Raw genomic sequence first — 25,120 nt, forward strand, 5'->3', positions numbered from 1 at the left:
ATTTATTTTATTGATGGAATGCGTAGTTATTAGAAATACTACATCAAAACTGGCAACTATACATTTGGTAAAAAGACGCAAGGGAGACAACACAAGCACTACAAGGCAAGAAGAGAAATTTCTGGCAATAATTTCTGACAATATTTTAATGATATTGCAAAATTAACGATCTATTGTACACATTTTTTGTTGAGAGTGTCAAATGGAATCGGGAACCATACCGTGCAGGCAACGTCTTTATAACCTTATGAGTAAAATGGTGGAATACAAGTATCGAGATTGTAGTGCGCCCAATTGTTTACCAATAAATGTGGTGTGAATAGCCGATGAGTTCCCCCCAACCACCTCAAAAGTCACAAACTTTGCTTGGTCAGATAACTCAAGCAGTACAAACAATTCAAGCTAGAGTCGATTTTTCTAAACTGGCGCTCAAACCAAATGCCAAAGTACCAGAACTTTGGGTGCAAGACGCGGGGGCGGATAAGGCGGAGGTGTATCCGCTGTTGGGCGATCGCTACATTCTAGGTCGCAGTTCAAAATCCAGCGATATTGTTGTCCGCAATCCAGTTGTCAGTCAAATTCACCTATCTCTTTCACGCGATTCTAATCAAAGACAACCTGTTTTCGTCATTAAAGATGAAAATTCCACAAATGGCATTTATCGAGGTAGGCGTCGGGTCAATTCTTTAGAATTGCGTCACGGCGATGTCCTGACCCTCGGACCTCCAGAACTTGCCGCCTCAGTCAGACTGCAATACGTCGATCCACCTCCTTGGTATATGAGAGCAGCAACTTGGGCGGCTTACGGTGTGGGTGGAGTCACCGCCCTTATGGGGCTAGTTATTGGCGTGGAATGGTTGAAATTTGATGTCAAACCCCTACCTGGAGCAACGCGCTCCCCAGTGGTTGTTTACGCTCGTGATGGAGTCACCAAGTTACGCGAGCCTCGGACGACTGCTCATATAGATATGAAGCGATTGCAGGACTTTGGTCCTTACTTGCCTACGGCAATCATTGCGTCAGAGGACAGCCGTTATTACTGGCATTTTGGGGTTGATCCGCTGGGAATTTTGCGAGCCGTGTTTATCAATACCCAGAGCGGTGATGTTCAACAAGGAGCTAGTACTGTCACCCAGCAAGTGGCGCGCAGTTTGTTCCGTGATTATGTGGGCAGACAGGACTCCCTAGGTCGTAAATTCCGAGAAGCGATGGTTGCCCTGAAATTAGAAACATTTTACAGCAAAGATGAAGTTTTGCTGACTTATTTAAATCGGGTTTTCTTGGGAGGAGATACCTCCGGCTTTGAGGATGCTGGACGATACTACTTTGACAAGTCAGCCAAAGAATTGACTTTGTCGGAAGCAGCAACATTAGTGGCGATTTTACCTGCTCCGAACGGCTTCGATTTTTGTGGAGATAGCCAGAATAAGCTCACAACCATTGAATATCGCAATCGAGTCCTGAAGCGGATGCTGGAAATGGGCAAAATTAAACAGGATGAGTATAACCGAGCTAGGCGATCGCCCATCGAAATCAGCTCAAAAGTCTGCGAACAGCAGGCAAAAACAATTGCTCCTTATTTTTACAGTTATGTTTTTCAAGAACTGGAAACCATTCTAGGAAAAGAACTGGCAACAGAAGGCAACTTTATCATTGAAACTCAGCTAGATCCAGCAATTCAGTCACAAGCAGAAACAGCATTGCGTAATCATGTCCGCAATGCTGGATCGTCGTTTGGTTTTTCGCAAGGAGCGATGGTTACTCTTGATTCGAGCAATGGAGCGATCCTTGCAATGGTAGGAGGCACAGATTATAGAACAAGTCAGTTTAATCGTGCTATTCAGGCAAAAAGACAACCAGGTTCTACCTTCAAAATCTTTGCTTACACAGCTGCCATTGAACAAGGGATTTCACCGGGAAGGTCATATTCGTGCGCCCCTTTTCGTTGGAGAGGTTTTACTTACAAACCCTGTCGTACTGGCGCAGGTAGTTTAGATATTGCTACGGGGCTTGCCCAATCTGAAAACCCCATTGCCTTGAGGCTTGCTCAAGAAGTTGGGCTGGATAAAGTCGTGGCGATGGCGCGACGCTTAGGGGTGAAGTCACAGCTAGATCCAGTTCCTGGCTTGGTGCTGGGTCAAAGTGTGGTTAATGTCATGGAAATGACTGGTGCATTTGGCGCTATTGGCAATGGCGGGGTGTGGAATCGCCCCCATGCAATTAGCCGGATTCTAGACAGCAGTGATTGTCGCGATCGCAACGACTTCAAAACTTGTCGCGAGATTTACTCCTATGATCAAGATCAGGATGCCAACAGACGAGTGCTGCAAACTAACGTAGCAGATACCATGACTCGTCTTTTGCGCGGCGTGATCACAAACGGTACTGGTCACAGTGCTGCCATAGGACTGGGGGAAGCAGGTAAAACTGGTACAACAGATAAAAACGTTGACTTGTGGTTTATTGGCTTTATTCCCAGTCGGCAACAGGTGACTGGAATTTGGCTAGGAAATGACAACAATTCCCCCACATCTGGGAGTAGCGCTCAAGCTTCTCAATTATGGGGAAATTACATGGGTAAAATTACACGCTAAGACAAGAGTGAAGAAAAGAAATAGTTTGTGTGTTATTCATTCTTCTTCACTCTTGATTCTTTCACCCTAGCGATATCCCTGCCAAGGAATCACCTCTAGTGTGCCATTCGGCTTAAGTACCACCCGGAAATGTGCAAGAGGTTCTTTGTTATTGGGAGGGGCATAGTATGAACCGTAAGACTTCTTAAACATCTCGGCAAGTGGTGTCCCCTGATAATAGTCAACGGCGGCTTGATTGAGCGGTTCGTAGTCGGCAATGGCACCATCTTTGTTAACTGCTACCCGGTATCTTAAATCTCGTGTAAAGGAGGCAGCAGTCCTCCAATTTTGGCGGATGGTGTCATGTAGCTTCTGATTTAAATCCTGAAGTGCGTTGAGGTCTGTGATTCTTGACCCCACAACATCTGGCGTTCTAGTGTATCCGCGCCAAGGGCTAACTTCTAGCACACCTCTGCTAGTGAAGACCACTTTAAATTGGGCGATTGCTTCATTGGTCATGGAACCGCGAGTGGCAGGATTGTAAAGTAGGCTTGGTAGGGGAGTTTGCTCCACTGCATCATTCGTCCCCTTATTGACCGCTTTATATCCAACAATCGCACCATCTGCAGCTACACCCACGCGAAAGACCAAATCCTGATTCAATCCTGAGCGCTTAATCCAGTTTGGATTGACTTGGTTATACAGTTGGCGGTTCAATGCACGTAATTGCGATGCATCAGTAATTTCAGGAACTGTTTTTACAAGTGCTTCTAAATCGGTAACAGTAGACGATGCCCCGGGTGTGGGAGTTGCAGCAGTTGCGGTACCCACAACTGAGGGATTTGGCGTGGGTATCGATATGGAATTTGCCGTAGCCGGGGGAGTTGGTGTGGGTGTAAATGTAGGAGTTGCGCCTATGTCTTCATTAGGAGTAGGAGTGGGGGTAACAGCAGCCGTTGCAGGACTGTTGACATTAGTGGTGGTTGTATTTTTTGTATCGTCCTGTGTCTGAGGCTGAGGCGGACGCACTTGTGGGACTGGAATCATGCTAAAAGCCACGGCGGCTGCTGCCAAACTCGTAATTCCCACACTCGCTGGCACTGCCTGTCTGACTAACGCTTGACTGACACCGCCATAACGACTTGTGACTGGTTGTAATTGTAGTCTTAACTCTGGTAAGGTTTGGCTATCAGCAAAAAATTGGTCTATTGCTTCGACTAAATCGAACAACTGTACCGTGTTCAAATCAATTTCTATTTGTTGCTTGCCATTTCCCTTGGAGTTAGATACTACTCCCTGTGGTGTATCTGAATACACAATTAATCTGTGTTGGTCGCTGTCGATTTTCTGAAACTGCACTAACTCTGAGTCAAAGTTATGTGCTTGAGGGTGTGGCACATTGCTCAAAAACTCTTGAGCATATGCATTCACAGCCTTTACCAAACTTTCAAAAAATTCTCGCCCTCCTACCAGGGGTTTACCAGAGCCTGATAAAAAGCATTCTGCATTTACCAATATAGATAATTCTGGGCGTAGTTCCTGAAAATGTGCTGCCCTTGAGGCATCACTTAAACCCTCTAACAGTAGCGTGCAATTAGGTAGACTATACTTACGTTGAATATTCATTCCACCTCACCGTCAAAAAGACTAATCCAGAACCGCTGCATTCCAGCTGTGCCAGTACAAAATAGTAATTGTCCCAACAAACTTATAGCTAGCTCATCTAATTTATCATCAGAGTTTAATGCCAGTACACCAGAACGTCGGGGATTCATCCGACTCTTAAAGTGGGATCTAAACCGCTCTAGGTAGTTTGATAGACGCAAGTTCTGTTCCAATGGAATTTGTTTTTCTACCATTTGTTGATATATCATTAACAACTGGCGAATGACAACTGTTAAGCGTCGCGCAATGTAGCAAGCAATGACCACTAAGGCTTTTGCTTCCATGATAGACAGGGGGCGGCGGATGTGAGCTCGTCTGAGCGGGTTAGTGCTACGCATTCGCCACAAATTCACTCGGTCTTTAATAATTCCTTTAAGCTCTAACTCTTCAGCGAATGCCAAAATGGCTTCAGAGCCACCAAGCTCTAATGCTTCAATTGCCAGTAAAATAAGGTCTATTTGCATCCGAGTTCTACGGGGACATCCCTGTCCCTCAATCACCGGTTCGGGTAAAGAGTCCAGAATCATCGGCAAAGACTGCGGGGTTGGACTGTTAAATGGCGTGACACTAGCAGAGACATTCATTATAAATACCTTAATACGACAGCGAGGAACTAAGTAAGACTAATTTAAAATACACGACCAGTCAGGAAAATTAGACTGATGACATTATTAGCAAGTTTGGCTGATATATTCATGACTTACTCCTTTGACATAAAGGTTTCCGCATGACCTTCAATCAAAGTTTTCTAAGCATAATTTTTCTCTCCTCAGTTGTTAGTAGCATGGCACACCTAGCTTGGTGTCGATTCGCTCTCATTGTCAATGGATAGCGTTTATTACGGGCTAGTACCAAGCGTATGACATTATAGTGTACGATTTTTCCGAGATGTGCCCCTTCTTCAACCGAGAGTTTACAACTAGGTGAATAGGGGGTCATGCTTATACCGCTGGAACTACAATTTTTTCTCTATTTTATGGATTTAAAGTCTCTGATTCGTGACATTCCAGATTTTCCTAAACCAGGAATTTTATTCCGCGATATCACCACGCTGCTGCGCGATTCTGAAGGACTGCGCTACACAATTGACTTGTTCGCACAAAAGGTAGAAGATGCTGGACTACGGGCAGAATACGTGGTGGGAATAGAGTCACGGGGCTTTATTGTTGGCGCACCGCTTGCTTGTCAATTGGGAGCTGGTTTTATTCCTGTCCGCAAAAGAGGTAAGTTACCAGCAGCAGTTCACTCGATTGAGTATGCACTGGAGTACGGTACTGACTGTTTGGAAATCCACCAGGACGCTTTGCATCCAGGTAGCCGAGTTTTCATTGTAGACGACTTGATAGCAACGGGTGGAACCGCAAGTGCAACGGCAAGACTAGTCCAAAAAATTGGCTGTAAACTTGAGGGTTTTGGGTTTATCATCGAGCTACAGGATTTACAAGGGCGGAGGCATCTGCCAGATGTGCCAATAGTTACCATCGTAGAATACTAGTCATGAGTCATGAGTCATTTGGCTAATGACTCATGACAAAGGACAAAGGACAAATGACTACCACACGAATTTCCTTGGAAACAGGTCGTAATTGGCTTTTGAAGTTAGTTACGAGCGAGACTTTTATTTATGTCATGAAGCGGCTGTTGCAGGCGCTGTTGACTTTGTTGTTGGCGTCAGCGTTGTCGTTTTTCATTATTCAACTCGCTCCAGGGGATTATGTAGATACGCTACGGCAAAACCCCAAGATTTCCCCAGAAAGAATTGAGGAACTTAGACGACAGTTTGGTCTGGATAAGTCTTGGCCAGAGCAGTTAGGACTTTGGCTGTGGAGAATCGTGACACAGGGGGATTTTGGGACAAGCTTTGTCTACCAGCGCTCGGTGGCTTCGCTGTTATGGGAACGGATACCTGCGACTTTGCTGTTGGCAGTATCTTCTCTGATTTTAACGTGGGCGATCGCCATCCCCTTGGGCATAGTCGCTGCTGTAAAGCAAAATCAGTGGATTGACCGCGTTTTGCAGGTGATAAGTTACGCAGGGCAAGGGTTTCCCAGTTTCATCACTGCCTTACTGCTGCTGATTTTTGCCCAAAACGTCTCCCCTATCTTCCCGGTGGGTGACATGACTAGTATTAATCATACCGAACTCAACTGGTTTGGTAGAATCCTTGATATTGGGTGGCACATGATTTTACCCACCCTTGCTTTGAGTATCACGAGCTTTGCTGGCTTACAGCGCATCACTCGGGGTGAATTATTGGATGTGTTGCGCCAAGATTACATCCAAACAGCTCGTGCCAAAGGACTGCCAGAAAACCGTGTTATCTATGTTCATGCGCTCCGCAATGCAATCAACCCTTTGATTACTTTATTAGGTTTTGAGCTAGCTAGTTTATTGAGTGGTGCGTTCATTGCTGAATATTTCTTCAACTGGCCCGGTTTGGGGAGATTGACTTTACAGGCGGTGCAGGCTCAAGATTTGTATTTAGTGATGGCAAGTTTGGTTATGAGCGCCCTGCTGCTCAGTGTTGGTAATTTGATAGCAGACTTATTGCTTAAGGCTACTGATCCTCGCATTCGCTTAGAAAATCTGAATTAGTTAATAGTTAGTAGTTAGTTGTCAAATCGTACCACTAACTACTAACTACTAACCACTCTCCCATTCTATGTTTTCCCAAGTTTACTACCTAGTGCGGTCAAAAGCTGACGGTCGTTATCTCGCGGCTCGTCCCAATTCCGAAGCTAATGGTTATCTGTTGTTGTTTGGCGAAAACTTTGATGCCCTCAGCTACCTCAACACTCATGCTGCTTTTGTGGCAAATCGCTTTTCTATAGAATCTGTTCCAGGTTCTCAAATAGGAGATTTGCTCAAACGCTGGGGTTTTAGTGGCGTGGGTATTGTTTCTGACCCGTTAATACCAAAAATTGAATTTTTATTGCATTTGTAGTATGGGAATAGGGAATTGGGTGTAAAGAAATTATCTCTTCCCAATTCGTCATTCTCTCTGCTACATTGGTGCTTTTTCTAACAGCAACTTGGAACGCTTTACTTGTTCGGGTACAGGTATGGGGTAATCTCCAGTGAAGCAAGCGGAACAGAAGCTTTCCGGATCTTCTCTCGTCGTTTCTAGCATTCCTTCCCAACTGAGATATGCTAGAGAGTCCACCTCCAGTTGCTTGGCAATTTCTTCCACTGGCTTAGTAGCAGCAATCAGCTGCTCTTGGCTGTCGGTATCAATGCCATAGAAGCAGGGGTGAGTGACTGGTGGAGAGGAAATTCGCATATGCACTTCTAATGCGCCTGCTTCTCGCAAGGCTTTGACTAACTTGCGGCTCGTCGTACCTCGCACAATGGAGTCATCTACAATGATCACTCGTTTGCCATACAACACATCTTTGAGGGGGTTGAGTTTCATGCGGATACCCGACTCCCGCATACTCTGTGTAGGTTGGATAAAGGTACGTCCTACATAGCGATTCTTAATCAGTCCTTCAGCGTAGGGGATGCCAGAGGCTTGAGAATAGCCGATGGCAGCAGGAATACCAGAATCAGGAACACCAATCACTAAATCGGCATCAATAGGAGATTCGTGGGCAAGTCGCCGCCCTAAACGCATTCGATAGCTATACAGACTTTCGTTGTGCATGACGCTATCAGGACGGGCAAAGTAAATCATCTCAAAAATACACAGCTTGCGTTGGGGCTTTTGACTCCATTGAAAGGAAGCTAAACCCTCTTCGTTAATCCAAACTAATTCGCCCGGTTCCACATCTCGCAGGTACTCAGCACCAATGATGTCTAAACCACAAGTTTCGGAGGAGAGAACATAGCGAACTGGATTATCACCCAAGATGCCAATGACAAGGGGGCGAATGCCATTGGGGTCGCGAACACCCATCATCCCCTTTGGAGTACCAATCACCAGACTAAAGGCTCCTTGGCAATGGTGAAACGCTCGAATGCAGCCATCTAGCCAATCTACCCCAGCGTTGATTTCTTGAGCAATGGCAAAAGCAATCATTTCTGAGTCAGTGGTGGTGATTAAGTTGCAGTTGTTTTTGAGCAACTCATCTCGCAGCTTCTCAGTATTGACTAAATTACCATTATGTGCTAAAGCTACCGAGCCTAATCGGGTTTCCACAACAGCAGGTTGAGCATTCACTTTGCGGCTAGAACCTGTAGTTGAATAACGAGTGTGACCAACGGCTAGAGTTCCAGACAAGGTTTGCAAGATTGATTCACTAAAGACTTGCGACACCAACCCCATGTCTTTGTGTAAGTTAACTTGTGTACCCTCAAATGTGGCAATGCCAGCCGATTCTTGACCCCGGTGTTGCAGGGCATACAATCCAAAGTATGTCAGTTTGGCAACGTCTTCTCCTGGTGCGTAGATGCCAAAAACACCGCAAGCTTCTTCAGGCTTATCTGGACGATTTTCATGATTATTGACTGAGTTGTGAGGCAATTGGGGATGGTCATCCAAAGAGTCGGGATGGTTGGGAATCATGCTGGCTATGCTCCTGATGAGGGTGTCAAGTCACTAGAAATATGTCAAAGGATAGTTGCAGAAATTCTTAAAAAGCTCTTAACCATCCATTAAAACAGTATCGCAATTATGCCTAGAGACGCTAGTATCCCAAGTGAGGGGATTTTATCAATCAACTGGGGGTGGTGTTATGGGTGGTCAAACGCCTTTTAATCGCGTTTAAGTAGCGATCGCTCATTTCCTCAATGCTAACCCTGACTAAGGTTTGGTTATCAGTTGTTAAAACCCGCAAACTTTTTTCGGAATTTCCCACCTGACCAAGTTTTTGCCAATGATTACCCACATGTTCTCTTAGGTAAGTTTCCCAAGTTTTTTGTTGTTCTAATGCAACAGAAACTACAATTCGTGCACCACCTTCGCCAAAAAGTACTTCATCCCAACGTTTAGAGTTGTCTGCTGGTAGTTCTAATTGGATTTCTGCTCCAAGTTTGCCAGCAATACAGCATTCTGCCAAAGCAATAGCGATTCCACCCTCAGCACAATCATGAGCCGAACGTATCCAACCCTGACGAATACCCTCGCGGCAAAGTTGCTGTACGCGGCGTTCCATCTCAAAATCAACCCGTGGCGGTTTTCCGGCAACAGTGCTGTGAATAGTGGCTAAATATTCCGAACCACCCAGTGTCGAGTGGGAAGATTCGCCCAACAGATAAATCACATCACCTTCTGCTTGCCAAGCTTGACCACAAATCTTAGTCAAGTCAGGGATTAATCCGACCATACCTACAACCGGAGTCGGATAGATTGGTTGTGGTTTGCCTTGAGAATCTAAGGTTTCGTTGTAAAGGGAGACATTTCCACCAGTCACCGGAGTTGCCATTTCTCGACAACCTTCAGCCAAACCGCGACAAGCTTCTGCTAACTGCCAATAACCAACAGGCTTTTCTGGACTGCCAAAATTCAAGTTATCAGTAACAGCCAGAGGTTCTGCACCCACACAACTGAGATTGCGTGCTGCTTCTGCGACAACTGCCTTAGCCCCTTCGTACGGGTCAAGATAAACATAACGAGGATTGCAATCTACCGTAGCAGCAACACCTAGTTGAAGATTGGAGAGTTTCCCCCTTGCCCCCTTATCCCCAGAGGGGACCCTGAGTTCCCCCTCTCCCCCTCTCCCCCCTTCCTCTTCCTGGGGACGCAAGCGAATCACAGAAGCATCTGCACCACCGGGTAGCATAACAGTGTTATTCTGTACCTGATGGTCATACTGACGATACACCCAACGTTTAGATGCAATGGTGGGGGTATCTAGCAAAGTCAAAAGGATGTCATTCCAACTTTGCAAGCGTCCTTGAATTTCAATGCCAGCAGATGTACAGGAAGGCAAAGAATCAGGTGTCCATTCCCAAGCTTTTCGTACATATTCGGGTGGTTCAGTCAACACTTTTCGGTGATACAGCGGCGTATTTTCTGCCAAAGCCGTTGCGGGAATCTCTGCTGCAACTTCACCCTGAAACAGAATCCGTACAATGGGTTCAGAAATGACAGTCCCTGCAACCACAGCTTGCAGCCCCCATCGATGGAAAATGTCAATTAACTCTTGTTCGCGTCCCTTGTGGGCAACGAACAGCATTCGTTCTTGAGATTCAGAAAGGAGGTATTCATAAGGAACCATCCCTGCTTCCCGTACTGGAATCTTATCTAAATCAAATTCAATACCCACACCGCCTTTTGCTGCCATTTCTGAGGTAGAACAGGTGATGCCAGCTGCACCCATATCCTGTGCAGCGACCACTGCACCTGTCTTAAACGCCTCCAAACAAGCTTCAATTAACGACTTTTCCAAGAAGGGGTCGCCCACTTGCACCGCCGGACGGTCATCTATAGACTCATCACTCAGTTCTGCACTGGCAAAACTTGCGCCTCCCATACCATCACGTCCGGTGGTGGAACCAACATAGAGCACTGGGTTGCCGATACCAGATGCACCAGATTTGACAATTTCTGGCGTTTCCATTAATCCCAGCGCCATGACATTCACCAAGGGATTGTCAGAGTAAGCTGGATCAAAGTAAACTTCACCGCCTACAGTGGGGACACCAACGCAATTTCCGTAATGAGCAATACCAGCCACCACGCCACTAAAAAGCCTTTGGGTTTTAGCATCTTCTAAAGAACCAAAGCGCAGGGAGTTTAATACGGCAATGGGACGCGCACCCATTGTAAAGATATCTCTTAAGATGCCTCCTACTCCTGTGGCGGCTCCTTGAAAAGGTTCGACAGCTGAGGGGTGGTTGTGTGATTCAATCTTAAATGCCAACCGCAGACCATCAGCCAAATCTACAACACCGGCATTTTCACCAGGTCCAACCAGAATGCGGGGTCCTGTCGTGGGAAATTGTTTGAGTAACGGACGAGAATTCTTGTAACAGCAGTGTTCTGACCACATCACCCCAAACATTCCCAGTTCGGCTTTGTTGGGATGACGCCCTAGACGCCTCACAATTTCTTCATATTCTTCTGGCTTCAAACCTTCAGCAGCGATTTCTTCAGGAGAAAAAGGAGCAGAGGAAGTGACGGTCATGGCTGTAACGCACCTAGGGGACAGAGCATTATTTTAGCGATTTAATTGCGCTGTATGTACTTAATTTAAGAACGCAGATAATTCTTCTTTGGACATTTCGCGCTAATACCATCAGTACCGCCAAAGCTTTTTATCTGATCCTGGTGTATAGCTATGACTTGGGGCAACAGGAATTTAGGAGTCTGCAAGGCGATGGGAAACCTCCTGCCATCTCTTTTTAGAAGCTAAGTAAGCCTGCCATACTTCTGCATCTTGGGAAATTTGATTTAGGCTATTGTCTCCCAACGCAGGAACCAAATCATTGTCCTTAGATAAATTTGCTTGCTCCTTTTCTTCAGGTTGCACAATTTCACGAAAGGATGCTGCAAAGCCAGGAATGGTCAATAGTTCCTGTTTTGCTTGGTTTTCTTCTCTTCCTTGCAAGTAAGCCAAAAAGGTAGCCACGACTTGCAACTTTTGAGGAGACAACTGACGTAAATGGCTTTCTATTGCCTCAAGTAAGGTGCTTTGCTTTTGTTCTGCTGCCATCGTCATCCCTAGTACGTTTATTACAAGATGTTGCAAATCACTTCTGCTGCTATCTCTAGCCTATCACGGCTAATGAGAAGCTCTCAGGAGCAACTGTATAAATACGTATTTTTTTACTTAGATTTTAATATCATAAGAAACAAATAAGTGTTTACACTATTTGAGGACTATAAATTCTTTCATAAGATAAATATTGACCAAGTAAGGTATGAAAATAAATTTAATACAATACGCCTATCTCAAGTGGTGATTTTACCAGTTCCAACTGGTTTTAAGTATCACCTCTGCAATGGGCTATCATGCTTGCCTTGGTTAATGGAATTGTATTTTTTTAGTGTCATCAGCACGACTCAACACAATCGTTCCAGTTACCCCATTGATTAGACATCTCCGGAAAATAAATAATTCCTGGTAAAATCATATACAAATGTATTTTTACCAAACTATTGTGGGTTCTCTATTTGAGCATATTCAACATCATCCTCTAGATGCACAGCGTTTAATTGGTCTCAAGTATGAGCAATTAGAGCAACTTTTAGAACAAGCGAGAGAGGTGCATAACCAAAAACAAGTATCATCTGAGTCTAAAAAGGTAAGAATTATTGCGGGTGGAGGAGGTCGCAGACCTAAACTGTCGTTGGAAGAGCAAATAATTTTAACTTTGACATATCTCAGACATTTAACAACATTTCAATTGCTGGGCATCCAATTTGGGGTAAGTGAGACAACTGCAAACGATACATTCAATTATTGGTTTCCAATTCTAGGAGAATTATTACCACCAAGCCTACTTGAGCAGGTAAAAAAAAACTCAAGTGACTACCAAGTTGTTCAAGAAATTTTAACCGAGTTTGAGCTAATAGTAGATAGCTATGAACAGCCAAGAGAGCGGCCTGGGGAATATGAAGAGCAAAAAGAATATTACTCTGGCAAAAAGAAAAACCATACTATGAAAAATCAAATTATCGTTTTACCTGAGGGGAAAGATATTATTGATGTAGTAGCAGGAAAACCAGGAACAAAAAGTGACATCAATTTATTTCGGGAACATCAAAAAGGATTTGACCCCAATCAGAGGTTTCATGGTGACAAAGCATACGCAGGAGAAGAATCAATCAAGACCCCAACGAAAAAGCCAAAAAAACAAGAATTAACTCCGGAACAAAAAGAACGAAATAAAGAATTGGCCAAGGAACGAATATTTGTTGAACATTTAATTCGTGTCGTGAAAATATTCCGAGTAGCCCAAGAACGGTTTCGGTTAAATCCTAATAAATATGAACAAATAATTATGACTATTTGTGGACTTGTAAGACTCCGACTTGGAACCTTAGTTTTCTCATCATAAAAGAGCGGAATAATTCTCAAGTACAATTCCTGTACATAGCCACTTATTTTTGCCCTCTTCTTAATAAGAAACATCTCAAACCCTTATTGTTACGTGTTGTCTAGCTCACTTTTGGAATTGGCGATTGCGCGAAGCGCAGTGCCCCTTGGGCAATCGCACGCTAAAAGTCACTTCGGCAAACAATTTGAGTATTTTCGGAGATGTCTATTGAATTGGTGGCTTAATCTGCGCTTTTCACAAAAGGAATTGTATTAGAGTGCTAGGGGAATCATTCTGTTTGAAGCTTAATCTGCACTTTCCATGCGTGCTGTGTATGAAACAATCTATTTGCTCAACTGCTGTGTGTACTTCTCTAGGGACTAATTGTAGCATACTCAAGCAAAGGGGAGGTTCTGCTATTTCCTAATTTTTTTATTTTCAAAGGATTTATGGGTGCATTATGAATACTTTTGCACCCATGCTCCTCCAACCAAGGCTTTGGATGGGATAATAGGTAATGATATAAAAAATATTGCCTTTTTGTTGACCTTTGATTGTTTTGTCTTTTATTAAAGATAGTTCTTTGTTGCACCCAGGGATAAGGGAGGTTGCGAGTATAACTTAGAACTTACCATTGATTGGATGGGATCAGAAGACTTAAATTTGTAACTAAAATTCCATTTTTAAGTTACATCATGTGGTAAAGCTTATCTAAATTGTAGAGAAAATTCGATGTTTTCATGTATTGACATAGTCTGGCAGAAATAATTTTGTGATAACAATCACTGGTGTGCATGATTAAGATCCTATTATTTATATGGACAAGTTGGCAGAATACAAACAACTGAACTCTAGCCGAGTCATTAATAGGGAACACACTGAATGCCGACAGTCTTCGCTTGAAGACCGTCGGCTTTTTCTATATGAGGCAATACAGTTCAGTTAAGCCTTTTTTTCTCCCCCTGCCTACCTCAACAGATAAATTTCGCGATTCTGAACCGTATTGCTAAATGGGGGAAGTAAGGGAGCAGAATAAATTTTGACTCTTGACTATCTCATAAAATTTCCCCACAACTTGTTAGTAACTTGACAGAGATTCTGCCGTAGCCACTATCTTGTGTGGGGAAGGTATGATCAGTATATAAGTATTATCGACATTGAGTGCTGATTGCTCGTGCTCTGTCTAGATGTCTACAAGCCCACCCAAAGAATACTTTGTATTAAGACATCGCTTGAATGATGTAATCAAAGTAGGGGGCTGCTTCAGCGGCGTCTTCTGCATTCAGTAAGTTAAGGGAGGCTTTTTTCAAACAGTTGATTGCTTCTACCATTCCAGGTACAGGAACGCCAAGCGAGTTGTACATTTCCCTCACGCCAATTAAACCAATTTTTTCTATTGGTTCTTTGTCACCGGCAAGTACACCGTAGGTTATTAAGCGTAAGTACCAACCATAATCACGGATACATAAAGCACGCTGGCGCTCTCCGTAGGCATTGCCACCAGGGGCGATGAAGTCAGGACGCTTCTGCCAAAGCTGTTTAGTAGCTTCTTGAACTATCTTTTTTTCGTTTTCAGCTAGGGTTGTAACAATTCGTATCCGTTGCTGACCAGTTTGCAAATAGTCTTTGATATTCTTGAGTTCGCCACTGCTGGGATAACGCAGTTCGTCGTCGGCTTGGAGAATAACTTGGCTTACTACAGTCATGATTATTGCAATGACATGAATTAATTATTATTTGCTAGTTTAACGAGTCTTGAGGACACAAGTGAAGGGAGTGGGAGTAAGGAAAGAAGTGACTGATGACTAATGACCTAATGACTAATGACCAATGACTGAAAAAAGTTGGAAACAAGGTGAGTTAATTGAAGTTGAAATTACAGATTTGAACGATACGGGTGAGGGTGTAGGGCGTTGGCAGCAAAGGGTCGTATTCATACCAGATACTGTACCCGGAGATCGCGCTGTTGTTCGTCTGGTACACGTCAAACCTAACTACGCCCACGGCAAACTCAATCAACTGTTGCAACCATCTCCCCACCGTGTCCGACCTAGCTGTATCGTGGCTGATAAATGTGGTGGGTGTCAATGGCAGCATATTGATTATGAGTACCAGTTGGCAGCAAAGCAAAATCAAGTTATCCAGGCTTTGGAACGTATTGGCGGTTTTGTGCAACCACCAGTAGATCCAGTTCTATCGACTCCTGAATGTTTGGGCTATCGTAACAAAGCGACTTATCCTGTGGGATCGTCTCACACCGGACAAGTTCAAGCTGGTTACTATCAAAAAGGTAGCCACCAATTAATTAACTTGAATCAATGTCCTGTGCAAGACCCACGATTAAATCCTCTGTTGGAAGTCAAACAAGACATCCAAAAGCGGGGTTGGCAAGTTTACAACGAACAGCGTCACACAGGTGTGATACGCCATCTCGGTTTACGCATCGGTCGCCGGACTGGGGAAATGTTGCTGACGTTGGTGGTCAAAGACTGGAATTTACCCGGAATTCAAGACCAAGCGCAGGAGTGGTTAAAGCGCTATCCCCAATTGGTGGGAGTTTGTTTAAACCGCAACCCAGCCCGTACTAATGCCATTTTTGGCACCGAAACTCGTTGCATAGCTGGGCTTCCGTACCTGCGAGAAAAATTTGCCCGACTGGAATTTCAGGTACGACCTGATACGTTTTTCCAGGTACATACGGAGACGGCAGAGGCATTATTACAGGTGATTCAGTCAGAACTGAATTTACAAGGTTCGGAGGTGCTACTTGATAGCTATTGTGGTATTGGGACGTTAACATTGCCACTGGCAAAACAAGTTAAGGAAGCGATGGGGTTAGAATTGCAACCAGAAGCAGTGGAACAAGCAATTTTAAATGCGAAGCACAATGATATTCATAATGTAATTTTTCACACTGGAGCGGTAGAAAAATTACTCCCTCAGGTCGAAATTTCACCAGACATTGTGTTGCTTGATCCACCCCGAAAGGGATGCGATCGCTCTGTGATTGACACTCTCCTAAAATCAAAACCACCACGTATTATTTATGTCAGTTGTAAAGTCACGACCCTTGCCCGTGACCTCAAATTACTGTGTGAAAACGGAGTATATACTCTCACACGGGTACAACCGGCTGACTTCTTTGGGCAAACCGCTCATGTGGAAGCAGCTGCATTTCTTGTGTTATCAGATTTGAACAAAGGTACTAACTCGTGTACAAAAACTCAAATAAAAAATTTGTAGTCCAAGTCATAGTAAAAATGCTAGAATTGAATTAAGCTAAAAACATGATTCCTTTTGTGTAAAGATATCAAAGTAGCAAAGACTCTCCCAAAAATATGAATCGAGTTGTCTAATGAAGCGGCACGTAAAAGGGTATGTTAATACTCTTCTCATCAGAAAGCATCTCACTTGCTCATTGTTTGAGCAGTTGTATAAAAGCCGTTTTATATAGAAGCAACTCTATCTCATTAAAGAGAGTTAATGCTCCCTAGCATTTTCAAAATTTAGTTGAAAAGACGAAAGTTTGAAGGCGACATGACCACCTCAAATTCGATCAGGGTATCTGTGACAGCAAACTGATGTCTAGCTAACTCTGAAAGCTACGGGGTTTCTATTGTGATTACTATTTCGCTTCGTCCTACAGGGCGTAACTGGGGCACCATTAGTTTTGCCTCAACTTTGTATCTCTATCCGATACTAGATTTGCTTTTGGCAGAAATTCCGGGCAAATTACAAGCAGAACTGCGGCTAGGACTTCAAGAAGCCTTAGTAAACGCTGCTAAACACGGTAATAATCTAGATCCAAGTAAAACAGTTGTAGTCCGTTTCTCCTTAATTGAGAATCAGTATTGGTGGGTTATATCCGACCAAGGCGGTGGCTTTACACCTTCGTCTACTTGTGATATAGATGTCGCTCCAGATATCGATCCAACAGAATACTTACCCCCAGATGAGTCAGAGAGCGGTCGTGGTATGTGTATTCTCCATCAAATTTTCGATCAGGTCCAGTGGAACAGGAAAGGCACAGAGTTAAGGCTTTGTAAACACCTAGAAACTCGACCCCGGCTAGCTTTGCGACGGTGAAAAGAGGAGTGGGGGAGTGGGAGAAATTTCTTTTGCTTCCCCTGTGTTCCTCTGTCCCCCTCTGTTGCTCTTCCTATTTCTTGTTCTCGCCGTGAGTAGGACAAGGTGGTGCAGAAATAGAGCGATCCAACCAACCACTTGCTTGTTGGAGTCTGAGTAAAGCTTCTTGTGGTTCATCCTTAAGGAGAAACACAAGAGCTGCTGCTGCTTGTTCACTAGCGCGAACTTTGCGGTTAGACTTGAGGCGATGCCAATCGTTAGGGGAAATACTCAGCCTCTCCATAAGAGCTTGAGCTAGTTCCAGGGTACTCAATTGATTTAGTTGACCTGTGTTAGGCAGCTGGGCTGATTGAGATATGATATCGCTCATAAGTATAGAGTTAAGAGTTTTCTAAATTATTACAAGAAAAAGATTTAGCATCCTTGCCACTGACTACCAAAACAAGGTTGCCAAAAAGACGGTGTCATACAGCCATTTACATCTAAATAAACAACATTCTAGAGACGTTGCAAGGCAACGTCTCTACAGGGTTTAAATGAGTGCATATGTGGTTCATTTATTTGAAAACCGCTGTATAAACGAATTTGCTATGACTATTGGGCACAATTGCATTTCATCTTAAGTTTACTACTTGTTCATGAAACCGCCTAAACAATCATCTAACGTGCCATCTGGTGAGGAAAATCACGACCAAGAATTTGAACAAGAACTCTTGGAAGTGGAGCAAGCGCTTGTTGCTTTGAAAGAACGCTACAATCAAGTGCAAGCAGACAAGTTCCATCACAGAGAATTGCAACAACGCCTTAAACAACTGCGTCATAGTAAATTGGCAGAAATGAAAGCCGAGTTAAAGCAAATTAAACAGCAGTTAGAAGTGCTAGAACTCAACTTAGAAAGTCAGTTGTTCTCCTGGGGTAGCCTGAAAGAACCTTTTTGGCAAGCCGTCCGCTTTGGCGGATTGGGCGTTATCATAGGCTGGTTATTAAAGTCTGTTGCTGGATGATATGGTAAATCGACGGATTGCAGAAATATTGCGAAGTGGTCAACCTGATGAGTGGCTGATAGTTCAAGGCTGGGTTCGCACCAAACGGGAATTAAAAGGATTTTCTTTTATAGAAGTAAATGACGGCTCATCCTTGGCTAGTTTGCAAGTGGTACTCAATCAGGATTTGCCAGACTACGATGATATTTTGAAAAAGCTCAATACTGGTGCTTCCTTGGAAGTGGCTGGAGTACTGGTAGCATCTGTTGGTAAAGGACAGCGGATCGAGTTGAAAGTAGAAAAAGTGAAAGTTTACGGGGAAGCTGATCCCGAAACATATCCCCTGCAAAAGAAACGCCATTCCTTTGAGTTTCTGCGAACTATTGGACATTTGCGATCGCGTACCAATTCCTTTGGTGCAGTTTTCCGCGTCAGAAACGCCTGCGCTACTGCTATCCACCAATTCTTCCAAGAACGCGGCTTTTTGTGGGTACACACTCCCATTATCACCGCTAACGATTGCGAAGGTGCAGGTGAATTGTTCAGCGTGACGAGTTTGGATCTCAAAGATGTTCCTCGCACAGAAACCAAAGCCATAGATTATAGTAAAGACTTTTTTGCCAAACCAACATATTTAACAGTCAGCGGTCAGCTAGAAGCCGAAGTCATGGCGATGGCGTTTACGAACGTCTACACCTTCGGTCCTACCTTCCGTGCAGAAAACTCCAACACCTCCCGCCACTTGGCAGAATTTTGGATGGTAGAACCAGAGATGGCTTTCTGTCAACTCAAGGAAGATATGGATTTAGCCGAGGCGTTTCTCAAACATATTTTTAAATATGTCTTGGAAACTTGCCCGGAAGACATGGAATTTTTCAATCAACGTATTGATAATACTGTATTGGCAACAGCGGACAATATTATTAATAATGAATTTGAGCGCATAACTTATACGGAAGCCATCAAACTGTTAGAAAAAGCTGATGTTAAGTTTGAATATCCTGTAAGTTGGGGCTTGGATTTACAATCAGAACACGAACGCTATCTTTGCGAACAACTTTTCAAAAAGCCGGTCATCGTCAGCAATTATCCAGCGCAAATCAAAGCTTTTTATATGCGCTTAGATGACGATGAAAAAACCGTTGCTGCAATGGATATTCTCGCGCCTAAAATTGGCGAAATTATCGGTGGTTCTCAACGCGAAGAACGCTTAGATGTTCTTGAACGCCGCATACTCGCACAAGGGATGAAGCCAGAAGATTTGTGGTGGTATCTTGATTTGCGCCGCTTTGGAACTGTCCCCCACGCAGGTTTTGGTTTGGGTTTTGAACGACTGGTGCAATTTATGACGGGGATGGGAAATATCAGAGATGTCATTCCTTTCCCACGTACGCCAGAAAATGCTGAGTTTTAACTGTATTGAGAAACCCGATTTTTGAGAGAATCGGGTTTCTTTTTAGTTGAGTGTTACTAGTTATGTTATTTTATGCGTCTTAAAGTAGGTACAATTATTATCGTTTGTAAAGTAGCGTTGCACTGCATAAACACACTCTATATTTACTACTAAATCTGATAAAACCAAACATAAGAACTAAATGGAAAGTCCGGCAATATTCCAAGGAATGAGAGGTGAAAGTACAACAGCAGTTTTCGGGGTCGACAGGGTGCAACTTTGACGCCAATTGGAGAGCAGGTGATTCAGGAAGCGCGTCAAGTTCTGCATTTGTTAGAGGTGATTCAGGAAAAAGCCAACCAGGAGAAAGGATTACAAACTGGACAAGTTCGGGTTGCTTGTGTTCGGAGCATCGCAACTCACGTACTACCAAAGGTCATCGCTCTTTTTCGCCAGAAGTTCCCAACCATTAGCGTTGTGATGACCGAGTGCGATCGATATGCACAGGTAGAACAGGCACTGCGAGAAGGTCAGGCGGATATCGGCTTCACGTTGTTGCCAACTACAACAGAGTTTGAGACGTGGGAGCTATTTCGAGATGAGTTTGTCGTACTGCTTCCGCCTGGTTCAATAGCTCCTGGTGTGTCACTCAGTTGGGAACAGTTAGCAGAGTACCCAATGATTGTGAATCTTCGCAGTCCCCAGCACAACAAGACAGTCCACGCTCATTTTTTGCAATTTGGTCAAACTCTCAAGATTGACTACGAGGTGAGGGAAGATTCGACCATTCTCAGCATGGTCATGCAAGGATTGGGGGCGACTGTAATGGCTCAACTAGCGGCTGAACCAATACCAGAAGGGATAGAAGTGAGGAGTTTGCCAGTGCTGCTTGAGCGAGTTATCGGGGTAGCCATCCTAGCAGATGCCTTATTACCGAGAGCAGTCTTTGCTTTTCTGGACATCCTCAAAGTTGGTTGATGTATTCAGTATTTTTGAATTTGCTTATGTTAATTAGTATTAAAATACTAAAATCAGACCGATAAAGCGTAAATTAAGATAAAAAAGAATCTGAGGGGTAATAACAGTACTCCCATTTGACAAGATTAGTGTCAAGATTTTTGTTGTGGGAGAAAAATCCTGTACCATAAAACCCGCATCAAAAAATTTGAAAGGAAAGCTATTATGGCAATTCCAAGCAAGCAGGGTAAATGTACTATCGATTTTCGAGACAACCGACGCACTACAACTCGCATTAAAGTTCGTATTCCCAAGGAGTTGCACGAACAGCCCGTCATTTCACGGCTTATTTCCTATTGCGGCATCACAGTAAATATCGCAGCAGCCAAGTTGAATGGTCATATGCCGCAACAAGGCTGCTTTGATTTGGAACTAAGGGGAACAGTTTTCCAGATTGCTAGCGCCTTAACCTACCTTAATGAACTGAATTTAGAAATTTCGCACCAATTCATTACTGAAGAAGACGGTTGGTAAGTTAAGTTCTGAGAAATGAGTGCTGAACTAGGTAGCTACTCAGGGGTTAGTCAGGGCGCAATACTGTGCGCCCCTACGCACTCAACACTTAACACTCAGCACTCAGCACTCAGCACTCAACACTTAGCACTCAACACTTAGCACTCAACACTTAGCACTTAACACTTAGCACTCAACACTGTTCTTACGCCATTTGATTTTCAATTGCCCATCGCGCTAGTTCAGTGCGATTGTGGAGATTGGTTTTGCCCAACATATTGGACACATGGCTTTCTACCGTGCGTTGGCTGACATTTAATTCTTCAGCAATTTCGCGGTTAGCTAAACCTCTAGCCACAAATTGCACGACTTTGAGTTCTGTTGGGGTTAACTGTACATCAAAGGGAACTTGGATGCGGGAACCGTTTTCCCCTCCTTTTGCTTGGTGTTCTTTCCAGCGAATGGTTTGCTTCAGAGAAGATTCTACTTGTGCTACCAATTCTTCTGGCTCAAAAGGCTTGACCATATACACATCAGCACCTTTATTCAGACCTTTAACTCGGTCTGCGCTTTGTCCCTTAGCTGAAAGGAAGAGAACGGGAATCCAGCTGGTGCGTTCGTTTTGCCGGACTTGTTCGACAAAAGTATACCCGTCCATTTCCGGCATCATCACGTCGCAAATGATCATGTCTGGAATATCCTGCTCTAAAATTTCCAGTGCTTCTCGACCATTTTCAGCAGTGATAACATCATAACCCCGGAATTCCAAATAATCCTTCACCAGCAAGATGAGGTTAGGGTCATCATCAATCAGTAGAAGTCGTTTGTGATCTTTCATGCTGGGTTCTTTCATAGCAGTGGCACTTATCGCGCTTGATCCATCAAGGTCTTGAATGGTCATCCTCTCTGGTGGATTAAGGAGGTGTCGTGCTTTTTCCCACTTAACTTGCCTTTGCTTCATGAAATCCCAAAAGTGGTTGTCATTTTTGGGAATTTATGTACCAACGGCAAAATTCCAGTAAGGATACGTAGAGCAGTAGTATTTATAATGCGTTATTATATATCGCTTTGAAAGTTGCGGGTTAAAAAACACTGATTAAATAATAATTATTCAGGTTAACAAGTAAGTGTTGGACTCAAGATGCTCCCAGATCACCATTAACCCGCACTTTCATTTGTTTACTACTGTGCCATATCCTTGCGGGATGTTAAGCTTCTATAAGCTTTTCACGACGAACTAGGGAACTTTCTGGCAAAGGATGGGTTAAAAATGCATATTCTTCTACCACCTTGTTGCCTAATAAGTGTTCTCGTATAATCCGCTCAATGACTTCCGGGGTTGTTGGGCGATACCGCACAGCAGCATCCGGGTAATCCTTTATTATCAGTCTAGAACAGCAAACTGGCAAGCCGTTGACTTTATTTCTAAAGATGCAACTAAGACTGCTCTCTTGCCCTTGGTGAAGATTTAGCTGTTTGAAGCGCTTTTTCAAGTATTCCCAAAATCGCAAACGAGCTTGTTTTGAGAAGCATTTAGAAACTGTCTGGACAGCGTAGATAAAAATGTCCCTCTGAATTTTCGACAGTCCTAAAGTTTCTGTAGAAATACTTAGGGCTTTATTCGCTGGTGGTTTAGTGGTCTGTTGTATCTGAAGGCAGGACTGGATCACTGTAGTGTTACTCAATTCGCGGCTCCCTGATTACTGTTCTATATCAATTTCCCAGCTTTGCAAACAAAGTTGCCCATATATCCATATTCGTCATTTACGGAGTAAAACCTGAAAGCTCAGAAAAGTTGAGTATTTATACCCAGGAAAGAGAGTGCAAGTAAAGTTCGGGAACCCGTACAAAAGAAAATGTTGCTATTGCATACTACCCTTCGGTACATTAGCACTCAGGAGTCGAGAGTGCTAACAAGGCGAGAATTTGGTATGGCAGCTGTATCTCTAAGCGTTTCTACAGTTAAACCCCTGGGCGATCGCGTATTTGTCAAAGTGAGCGCCGCTGAAGAAAAGACCGCTGGTGGTCTGTATTTGCCCGACAACGCAAAAGAAAAACCCCAAGTAGGCGAAGTTGTCGCTGTCGGCGATGGCAAGCTCAAAGATGACGGTGCTCGTCAGTCACTGGATGTCAAAGTGGGAGACAAAGTTCTCTACTCTAAGTACGCTGGTACCGACATCAAACTCGGAACCGACGAATACGTCCTGCTTTCTGAAAAAGACATTCTAGCAATCGTTTCATAGTCATTGGTCATTAGTCATTAGTACAAGACTAATGACTAATGACCAATGACAAAGGACTAATGACAAAGGACTAATGACAAAGGACTAATGACAAAGGACTAATATGGCAAAGCGCATTATCTACAACGAAAACGCACGTCGTGCCCTAGAAAGAGGCATGGATATTCTGGCTGAGGCTGTAGCCGTTACCCTCGGTCCTAAAGGTCGGAACGTAGTGCTAGAGAAAAAGTTTGGCGCACCACAAATTATCAATGATGGTGTGACCATTGCTAAAGAAATTGAATTGGAAGACCACGTCGAAAATACTGGCGTTGCTTTGATCCGTCAAGCGGCTTCCAAGACCAACGATGCTGCTGGTGATGGCACCACAACTGCGACCGTTTTGGCTCACGCAGTGGTAAAAGAAGGCTTGCGGAACGTTGCAGCAGGTGCAAATGCCATTTTGCTGAAGCGTGGTATTGATAAGGCTACCAACTTCTTGGTAGAGAAAATCAAAGAACACGCTCGTCCTGTAGAAGATTCCAAAGCAATTGCTCAGGTTGGTGCAATCTCTGCTGGTAACGACGAAGAAGTCGGTCAGATGATTGCCGAAGCAATGGATAAGGTGGGCAAAGAAGGTGTGATTTCCTTGGAAGAAGGGAAGTCCATGACCACCGAATTGGAAATCACCGAAGGGATGCGCTTTGACAAAGGCTACATCTCTCCCTACTTCGCAACCGACCCTGAGCGGATGGAAGCAATTTTCGATGAGCCTTTCATCCTGCTGACCGATAAGAAAATTGCTCTGGTACAAGACCTAGTACCAGTACTCGAGCAAGTTGCTCGTGCTGGTCGTCCTCTGATGATTATCGCCGAAGATATCGAGAAAGAAGCTTTGGCAACCCTGGTTGTGAACCGCCTGCGTGGTGTGCTCAACGTGGCTGCTGTGAAAGCTCCTGGCTTTGGCGATCGCCGCAAAGCGATGCTGGAAGATATCGCCGTCCTGACTGGTGGTCAAGTCATCACCGAAGATGCTGGTTTGAAGCTGGAAAGCACCAAGCTGGATGCACTGGGTAAAGCTCGTCGCATCACCATCACCAAAGACAACACCACCATTGTTGCCGAAGGTAACGAAGCTGGTGTTAAGGCTCGTATCGAGCAAATTCGCCGTCAAATCGAAGAAACCGAATCTTCCTACGACAAAGAGAAGCTGCAAGAGCGTCTGGCTAAACTAGCTGGTGGTGTCGCCGTTGTTAAAGTGGGTGCTGCTACCGAAACCGAAATGAAGGATAAGAAGCTGCGCCTAGAAGACGCCATCAACGCAACCAAAGCTGCTGTGGAAGAAGGTATCGTTCCTGGCGGTGGTACAACACTGGCTCACCTGTCTCCTGCGCTCGAAGAATGGGCAAACAGCAACCTCAAAGATGAAGAGTTGACTGGTGCGTTGATTGTATCGCGCGCCTTGGCTGCTCCTCTCAAGAGAATTGCTGAAAACGCTGGTCAAAATGGTGCTGTCATTGCTGAGCGAGTGAAGGAGAAAGACTTCAACACTGGTTTCGATGCTGCTCAGAACGAATTTGTCAATATGTTTGATGCTGGTATTGTTGACCCAGCCAAAGTGACTCGTTCTGCTCTGCAGAACGCTGCTTCCATTGCTGGTATGGTGTTGACTACCGAATGCATCGTGGTTGACAAGCCTGAGCCTAAGGATAACGCTCCTGCTGGCGCTGGCGCTGGTATGGGCGGCGGCGACTTCGATTATTAAAATTCTTGTTGGGTGGGTCGGAAAACCTGCCCAATTGTGAC

Annotated in this window: 22 protein-coding genes; 13 read left to right on the top strand and 9 right to left on the bottom strand. The window is 44.3% G+C overall.

Going from position 1 to position 25,120, the window contains the following annotated elements; all coding sequences use genetic code 11:
• Nucleotides 1–326: 326 nt before the first annotated feature.
• On the top strand, nt 327–2,594 hold the full coding sequence (locus tag MAS10914_RS0110700; RefSeq protein WP_017315929.1) for a transglycosylase domain-containing protein: 2,268 nt from the start codon (nt 327–329) through the stop codon (nt 2,592–2,594).
• Between the two features lie 66 nt (nt 2,595–2,660).
• Here the strand turns inward: MAS10914_RS0110700 and MAS10914_RS0110705 are convergent, their stop codons facing one another.
• Nucleotides 2,661–4,199, bottom strand: coding sequence for a DUF4335 domain-containing protein (locus tag MAS10914_RS0110705; RefSeq protein ID WP_017315930.1), 1,539 nt, complete (start codon nt 4,197–4,199; stop codon nt 2,661–2,663).
• Nucleotides 4,196–4,822 (bottom strand): DUF3038 domain-containing protein, encoded by a 627-nt coding sequence (locus MAS10914_RS0110710; protein ID WP_017315931.1) that lies wholly within the window; start codon nt 4,820–4,822, stop codon nt 4,196–4,198. The genes MAS10914_RS0110705 and MAS10914_RS0110710 overlap by 4 nt, the downstream gene beginning before the upstream one ends.
• A 392-nt stretch (nt 4,823–5,214) precedes the next feature.
• On the opposite strand from MAS10914_RS0110710, the gene MAS10914_RS0110715 reads away from it, so the two are divergent.
• From MAS10914_RS0110715 to MAS10914_RS0110725, 3 genes are all read left to right on the top strand, one after another.
• Nucleotides 5,215–5,733, top strand: a complete 519-nt coding sequence (locus MAS10914_RS0110715; protein WP_026082472.1) for an adenine phosphoribosyltransferase — start codon at nt 5,215–5,217, stop codon at nt 5,731–5,733.
• 53 nt (nt 5,734–5,786) lie between these two features.
• Nucleotides 5,787–6,833, top strand: a complete 1,047-nt coding sequence (locus MAS10914_RS0110720; RefSeq protein WP_026082473.1) for an ABC transporter permease — start codon at nt 5,787–5,789, stop codon at nt 6,831–6,833.
• A gap of 67 nt (nt 6,834–6,900) precedes the next feature.
• Nucleotides 6,901–7,182 (top strand): hypothetical protein, encoded by a 282-nt coding sequence (locus tag MAS10914_RS0110725; RefSeq protein WP_017315934.1) that lies wholly within the window; start codon nt 6,901–6,903, stop codon nt 7,180–7,182.
• Nucleotides 7,183–7,242: 60 nt separating this feature from the next.
• Here MAS10914_RS0110725 and purF read toward each other — a convergent pair whose 3' ends face one another.
• The 3 genes from purF to MAS10914_RS32730 all read right to left on the bottom strand — a co-directional run bounded on the left by purF (nt 7,243) and on the right by MAS10914_RS32730 (nt 11,833).
• Complete coding sequence (purF, locus tag MAS10914_RS0110730) at nt 7,243–8,742, bottom strand: amidophosphoribosyltransferase (RefSeq protein ID WP_017315935.1); 1,500 nt, start codon at nt 8,740–8,742, stop codon at nt 7,243–7,245.
• A 151-nt stretch (nt 8,743–8,893) separates the two neighbouring features.
• Complete coding sequence (purL, locus tag MAS10914_RS0110735; protein WP_017315936.1) at nt 8,894–11,305, bottom strand: phosphoribosylformylglycinamidine synthase subunit PurL; 2,412 nt, start codon at nt 11,303–11,305, stop codon at nt 8,894–8,896.
• 174 nt (nt 11,306–11,479) lie between these two features.
• Nucleotides 11,480–11,833 carry a hypothetical protein gene (locus MAS10914_RS32730; RefSeq protein WP_017315937.1) on the bottom strand — a complete coding sequence of 118 codons (354 nt, stop codon included), beginning with the start codon at nt 11,831–11,833 and terminating at the stop codon, nt 11,480–11,482.
• Nucleotides 11,834–12,260: 427 nt separating this feature from the next.
• Here MAS10914_RS32730 and MAS10914_RS0110745 point away from each other — a divergent pair, with 427 nt between their 5' ends.
• Nucleotides 12,261–13,181, top strand: a complete 921-nt coding sequence (locus MAS10914_RS0110745) for an IS5/IS1182 family transposase (RefSeq protein ID WP_017314084.1) — start codon at nt 12,261–12,263, stop codon at nt 13,179–13,181.
• A 1,199-nt stretch (nt 13,182–14,380) separates the two neighbouring features.
• On the opposite strand, the gene MAS10914_RS0110750 is transcribed toward MAS10914_RS0110745, so the two are convergent.
• Nucleotides 14,381–14,866 carry an allophycocyanin subunit alpha-B gene (locus tag MAS10914_RS0110750; RefSeq protein WP_017315938.1) on the bottom strand — a complete coding sequence of 162 codons (486 nt, stop codon included), beginning with the start codon at nt 14,864–14,866 and terminating at the stop codon, nt 14,381–14,383.
• 124 nt (nt 14,867–14,990) lie between these two features.
• Here MAS10914_RS0110750 and rlmD point away from each other — a divergent pair, with 124 nt between their 5' ends.
• Together rlmD and MAS10914_RS0110760 are read left to right on the top strand one after the other, a co-directional pair.
• Nucleotides 14,991–16,403, top strand: coding sequence for a 23S rRNA (uracil(1939)-C(5))-methyltransferase RlmD (gene rlmD, locus MAS10914_RS0110755; RefSeq protein ID WP_017315939.1), 1,413 nt, complete (start codon nt 14,991–14,993; stop codon nt 16,401–16,403).
• 375 nt (nt 16,404–16,778) lie between these two features.
• Complete coding sequence (locus MAS10914_RS0110760; protein ID WP_017315940.1) at nt 16,779–17,246, top strand: ATP-binding protein; 468 nt, start codon at nt 16,779–16,781, stop codon at nt 17,244–17,246.
• A gap of 73 nt (nt 17,247–17,319) precedes the next feature.
• Here the strand turns inward: MAS10914_RS0110760 and MAS10914_RS0110765 are convergent, their stop codons facing one another.
• The gene (locus MAS10914_RS0110765; protein ID WP_026082474.1) at nt 17,320–17,604 is read right to left on the bottom strand and encodes a DUF6439 family protein; all 285 of its coding nucleotides are present in this window, start codon (nt 17,602–17,604) and stop codon (nt 17,320–17,322) included.
• 280 nt (nt 17,605–17,884) lie between these two features.
• Here MAS10914_RS0110765 and MAS10914_RS0110770 point away from each other — a divergent pair, with 280 nt between their 5' ends.
• From MAS10914_RS0110770 to MAS10914_RS0110785, 4 genes are all read left to right on the top strand, one after another.
• The gene (locus MAS10914_RS0110770) at nt 17,885–18,250 is read left to right on the top strand and encodes a hypothetical protein (protein ID WP_026082475.1); all 366 of its coding nucleotides are present in this window, start codon (nt 17,885–17,887) and stop codon (nt 18,248–18,250) included.
• Nucleotide 18,251: 1 nt separating this feature from the next.
• Nucleotides 18,252–19,643: an asparagine--tRNA ligase gene (gene asnS, locus MAS10914_RS0110775; protein WP_017315943.1), complete on the top strand. Its 1,392-nt coding sequence runs from the start codon at nt 18,252–18,254 to the stop codon at nt 19,641–19,643.
• A 258-nt stretch (nt 19,644–19,901) separates the two neighbouring features.
• Nucleotides 19,902–20,600, top strand: coding sequence for a LysR family transcriptional regulator substrate-binding protein (locus tag MAS10914_RS29965; RefSeq protein ID WP_017315944.1), 699 nt, complete (start codon nt 19,902–19,904; stop codon nt 20,598–20,600).
• A 204-nt stretch (nt 20,601–20,804) separates the two neighbouring features.
• Nucleotides 20,805–21,113: an NIL domain-containing protein gene (locus MAS10914_RS0110785; protein WP_017315945.1), complete on the top strand. Its 309-nt coding sequence runs from the start codon at nt 20,805–20,807 to the stop codon at nt 21,111–21,113.
• Nucleotides 21,114–21,297: 184 nt separating this feature from the next.
• Here the strand turns inward: MAS10914_RS0110785 and MAS10914_RS0110790 are convergent, their stop codons facing one another.
• Both MAS10914_RS0110790 and MAS10914_RS0110795 read right to left on the bottom strand, forming a co-directional pair.
• Nucleotides 21,298–21,945: a response regulator transcription factor gene (locus MAS10914_RS0110790; RefSeq protein ID WP_026082476.1), complete on the bottom strand. Its 648-nt coding sequence runs from the start codon at nt 21,943–21,945 to the stop codon at nt 21,298–21,300.
• A 355-nt stretch (nt 21,946–22,300) separates the two neighbouring features.
• Nucleotides 22,301–22,777 carry a ferredoxin gene (locus MAS10914_RS0110795; RefSeq protein ID WP_033365111.1) on the bottom strand — a complete coding sequence of 159 codons (477 nt, stop codon included), beginning with the start codon at nt 22,775–22,777 and terminating at the stop codon, nt 22,301–22,303.
• Between the two features lie 246 nt (nt 22,778–23,023).
• Between MAS10914_RS0110795 and groES the strand changes: the two genes are divergently transcribed.
• Nucleotides 23,024–23,335 (top strand): co-chaperone GroES, encoded by a 312-nt coding sequence (gene groES, locus MAS10914_RS0110800; RefSeq protein ID WP_017315948.1) that lies wholly within the window; start codon nt 23,024–23,026, stop codon nt 23,333–23,335.
• A gap of 103 nt (nt 23,336–23,438) precedes the next feature.
• A complete protein-coding gene (gene groL, locus MAS10914_RS0110805; RefSeq protein WP_017315949.1) occupies nt 23,439–25,079 on the top strand; it encodes a chaperonin GroEL in 1,641 nt (546 codons plus the stop codon).
• Nucleotides 25,080–25,120: the final 41 nt, after the last annotated feature.

The organism is Mastigocladopsis repens PCC 10914 (assembly GCF_000315565.1).
Taxonomy (GTDB): domain Bacteria; phylum Cyanobacteriota; class Cyanobacteriia; order Cyanobacteriales; family Nostocaceae; genus Mastigocladopsis; species Mastigocladopsis repens.

Coding starts and splice junctions, on each gene's coding strand:
- MAS10914_RS0110750 (WP_017315938.1), bottom strand. CDS start 14,866: ATGACTGTAGTAAGCCAAGTTATTCTCCAAGCCGACGACGAACTGCGT.
- purL (WP_017315936.1), bottom strand. CDS start 11,305: ATGACCGTCACTTCCTCTGCTCCTTTTTCTCCTGAAGAAATCGCTGCT.
- MAS10914_RS0110715 (WP_026082472.1), top strand. CDS start 5,215: ATGGATTTAAAGTCTCTGATTCGTGACATTCCAGATTTTCCTAAACCA.
- rlmD (WP_017315939.1), top strand. CDS start 14,991: ATGACTGAAAAAAGTTGGAAACAAGGTGAGTTAATTGAAGTTGAAATT.
- MAS10914_RS0110770 (WP_026082475.1), top strand. CDS start 17,885: ATGAAACCGCCTAAACAATCATCTAACGTGCCATCTGGTGAGGAAAAT.
- MAS10914_RS0110720 (WP_026082473.1), top strand. CDS start 5,787: ATGACTACCACACGAATTTCCTTGGAAACAGGTCGTAATTGGCTTTTG.
- MAS10914_RS0110785 (WP_017315945.1), top strand. CDS start 20,805: ATGGCAATTCCAAGCAAGCAGGGTAAATGTACTATCGATTTTCGAGAC.
- MAS10914_RS0110700 (WP_017315929.1), top strand. CDS start 327: ATGAGTTCCCCCCAACCACCTCAAAAGTCACAAACTTTGCTTGGTCAG.
- purF (WP_017315935.1), bottom strand. CDS start 8,742: ATGATTCCCAACCATCCCGACTCTTTGGATGACCATCCCCAATTGCCT.
- MAS10914_RS32730 (WP_017315937.1), bottom strand. CDS start 11,833: ATGGCAGCAGAACAAAAGCAAAGCACCTTACTTGAGGCAATAGAAAGC.
- MAS10914_RS0110705 (WP_017315930.1), bottom strand. CDS start 4,199: ATGAATATTCAACGTAAGTATAGTCTACCTAATTGCACGCTACTGTTA.
- MAS10914_RS0110745 (WP_017314084.1), top strand. CDS start 12,261: ATGTATTTTTACCAAACTATTGTGGGTTCTCTATTTGAGCATATTCAA.
- MAS10914_RS0110725 (WP_017315934.1), top strand. CDS start 6,901: ATGTTTTCCCAAGTTTACTACCTAGTGCGGTCAAAAGCTGACGGTCGT.
- groL (WP_017315949.1), top strand. CDS start 23,439: ATGGCAAAGCGCATTATCTACAACGAAAACGCACGTCGTGCCCTAGAA.
- MAS10914_RS0110710 (WP_017315931.1), bottom strand. CDS start 4,822: ATGAATGTCTCTGCTAGTGTCACGCCATTTAACAGTCCAACCCCGCAG.
- asnS (WP_017315943.1), top strand. CDS start 18,252: ATGGTAAATCGACGGATTGCAGAAATATTGCGAAGTGGTCAACCTGAT.
- MAS10914_RS0110790 (WP_026082476.1), bottom strand. CDS start 21,945: ATGAAAGAACCCAGCATGAAAGATCACAAACGACTTCTACTGATTGAT.
- groES (WP_017315948.1), top strand. CDS start 23,024: ATGGCAGCTGTATCTCTAAGCGTTTCTACAGTTAAACCCCTGGGCGAT.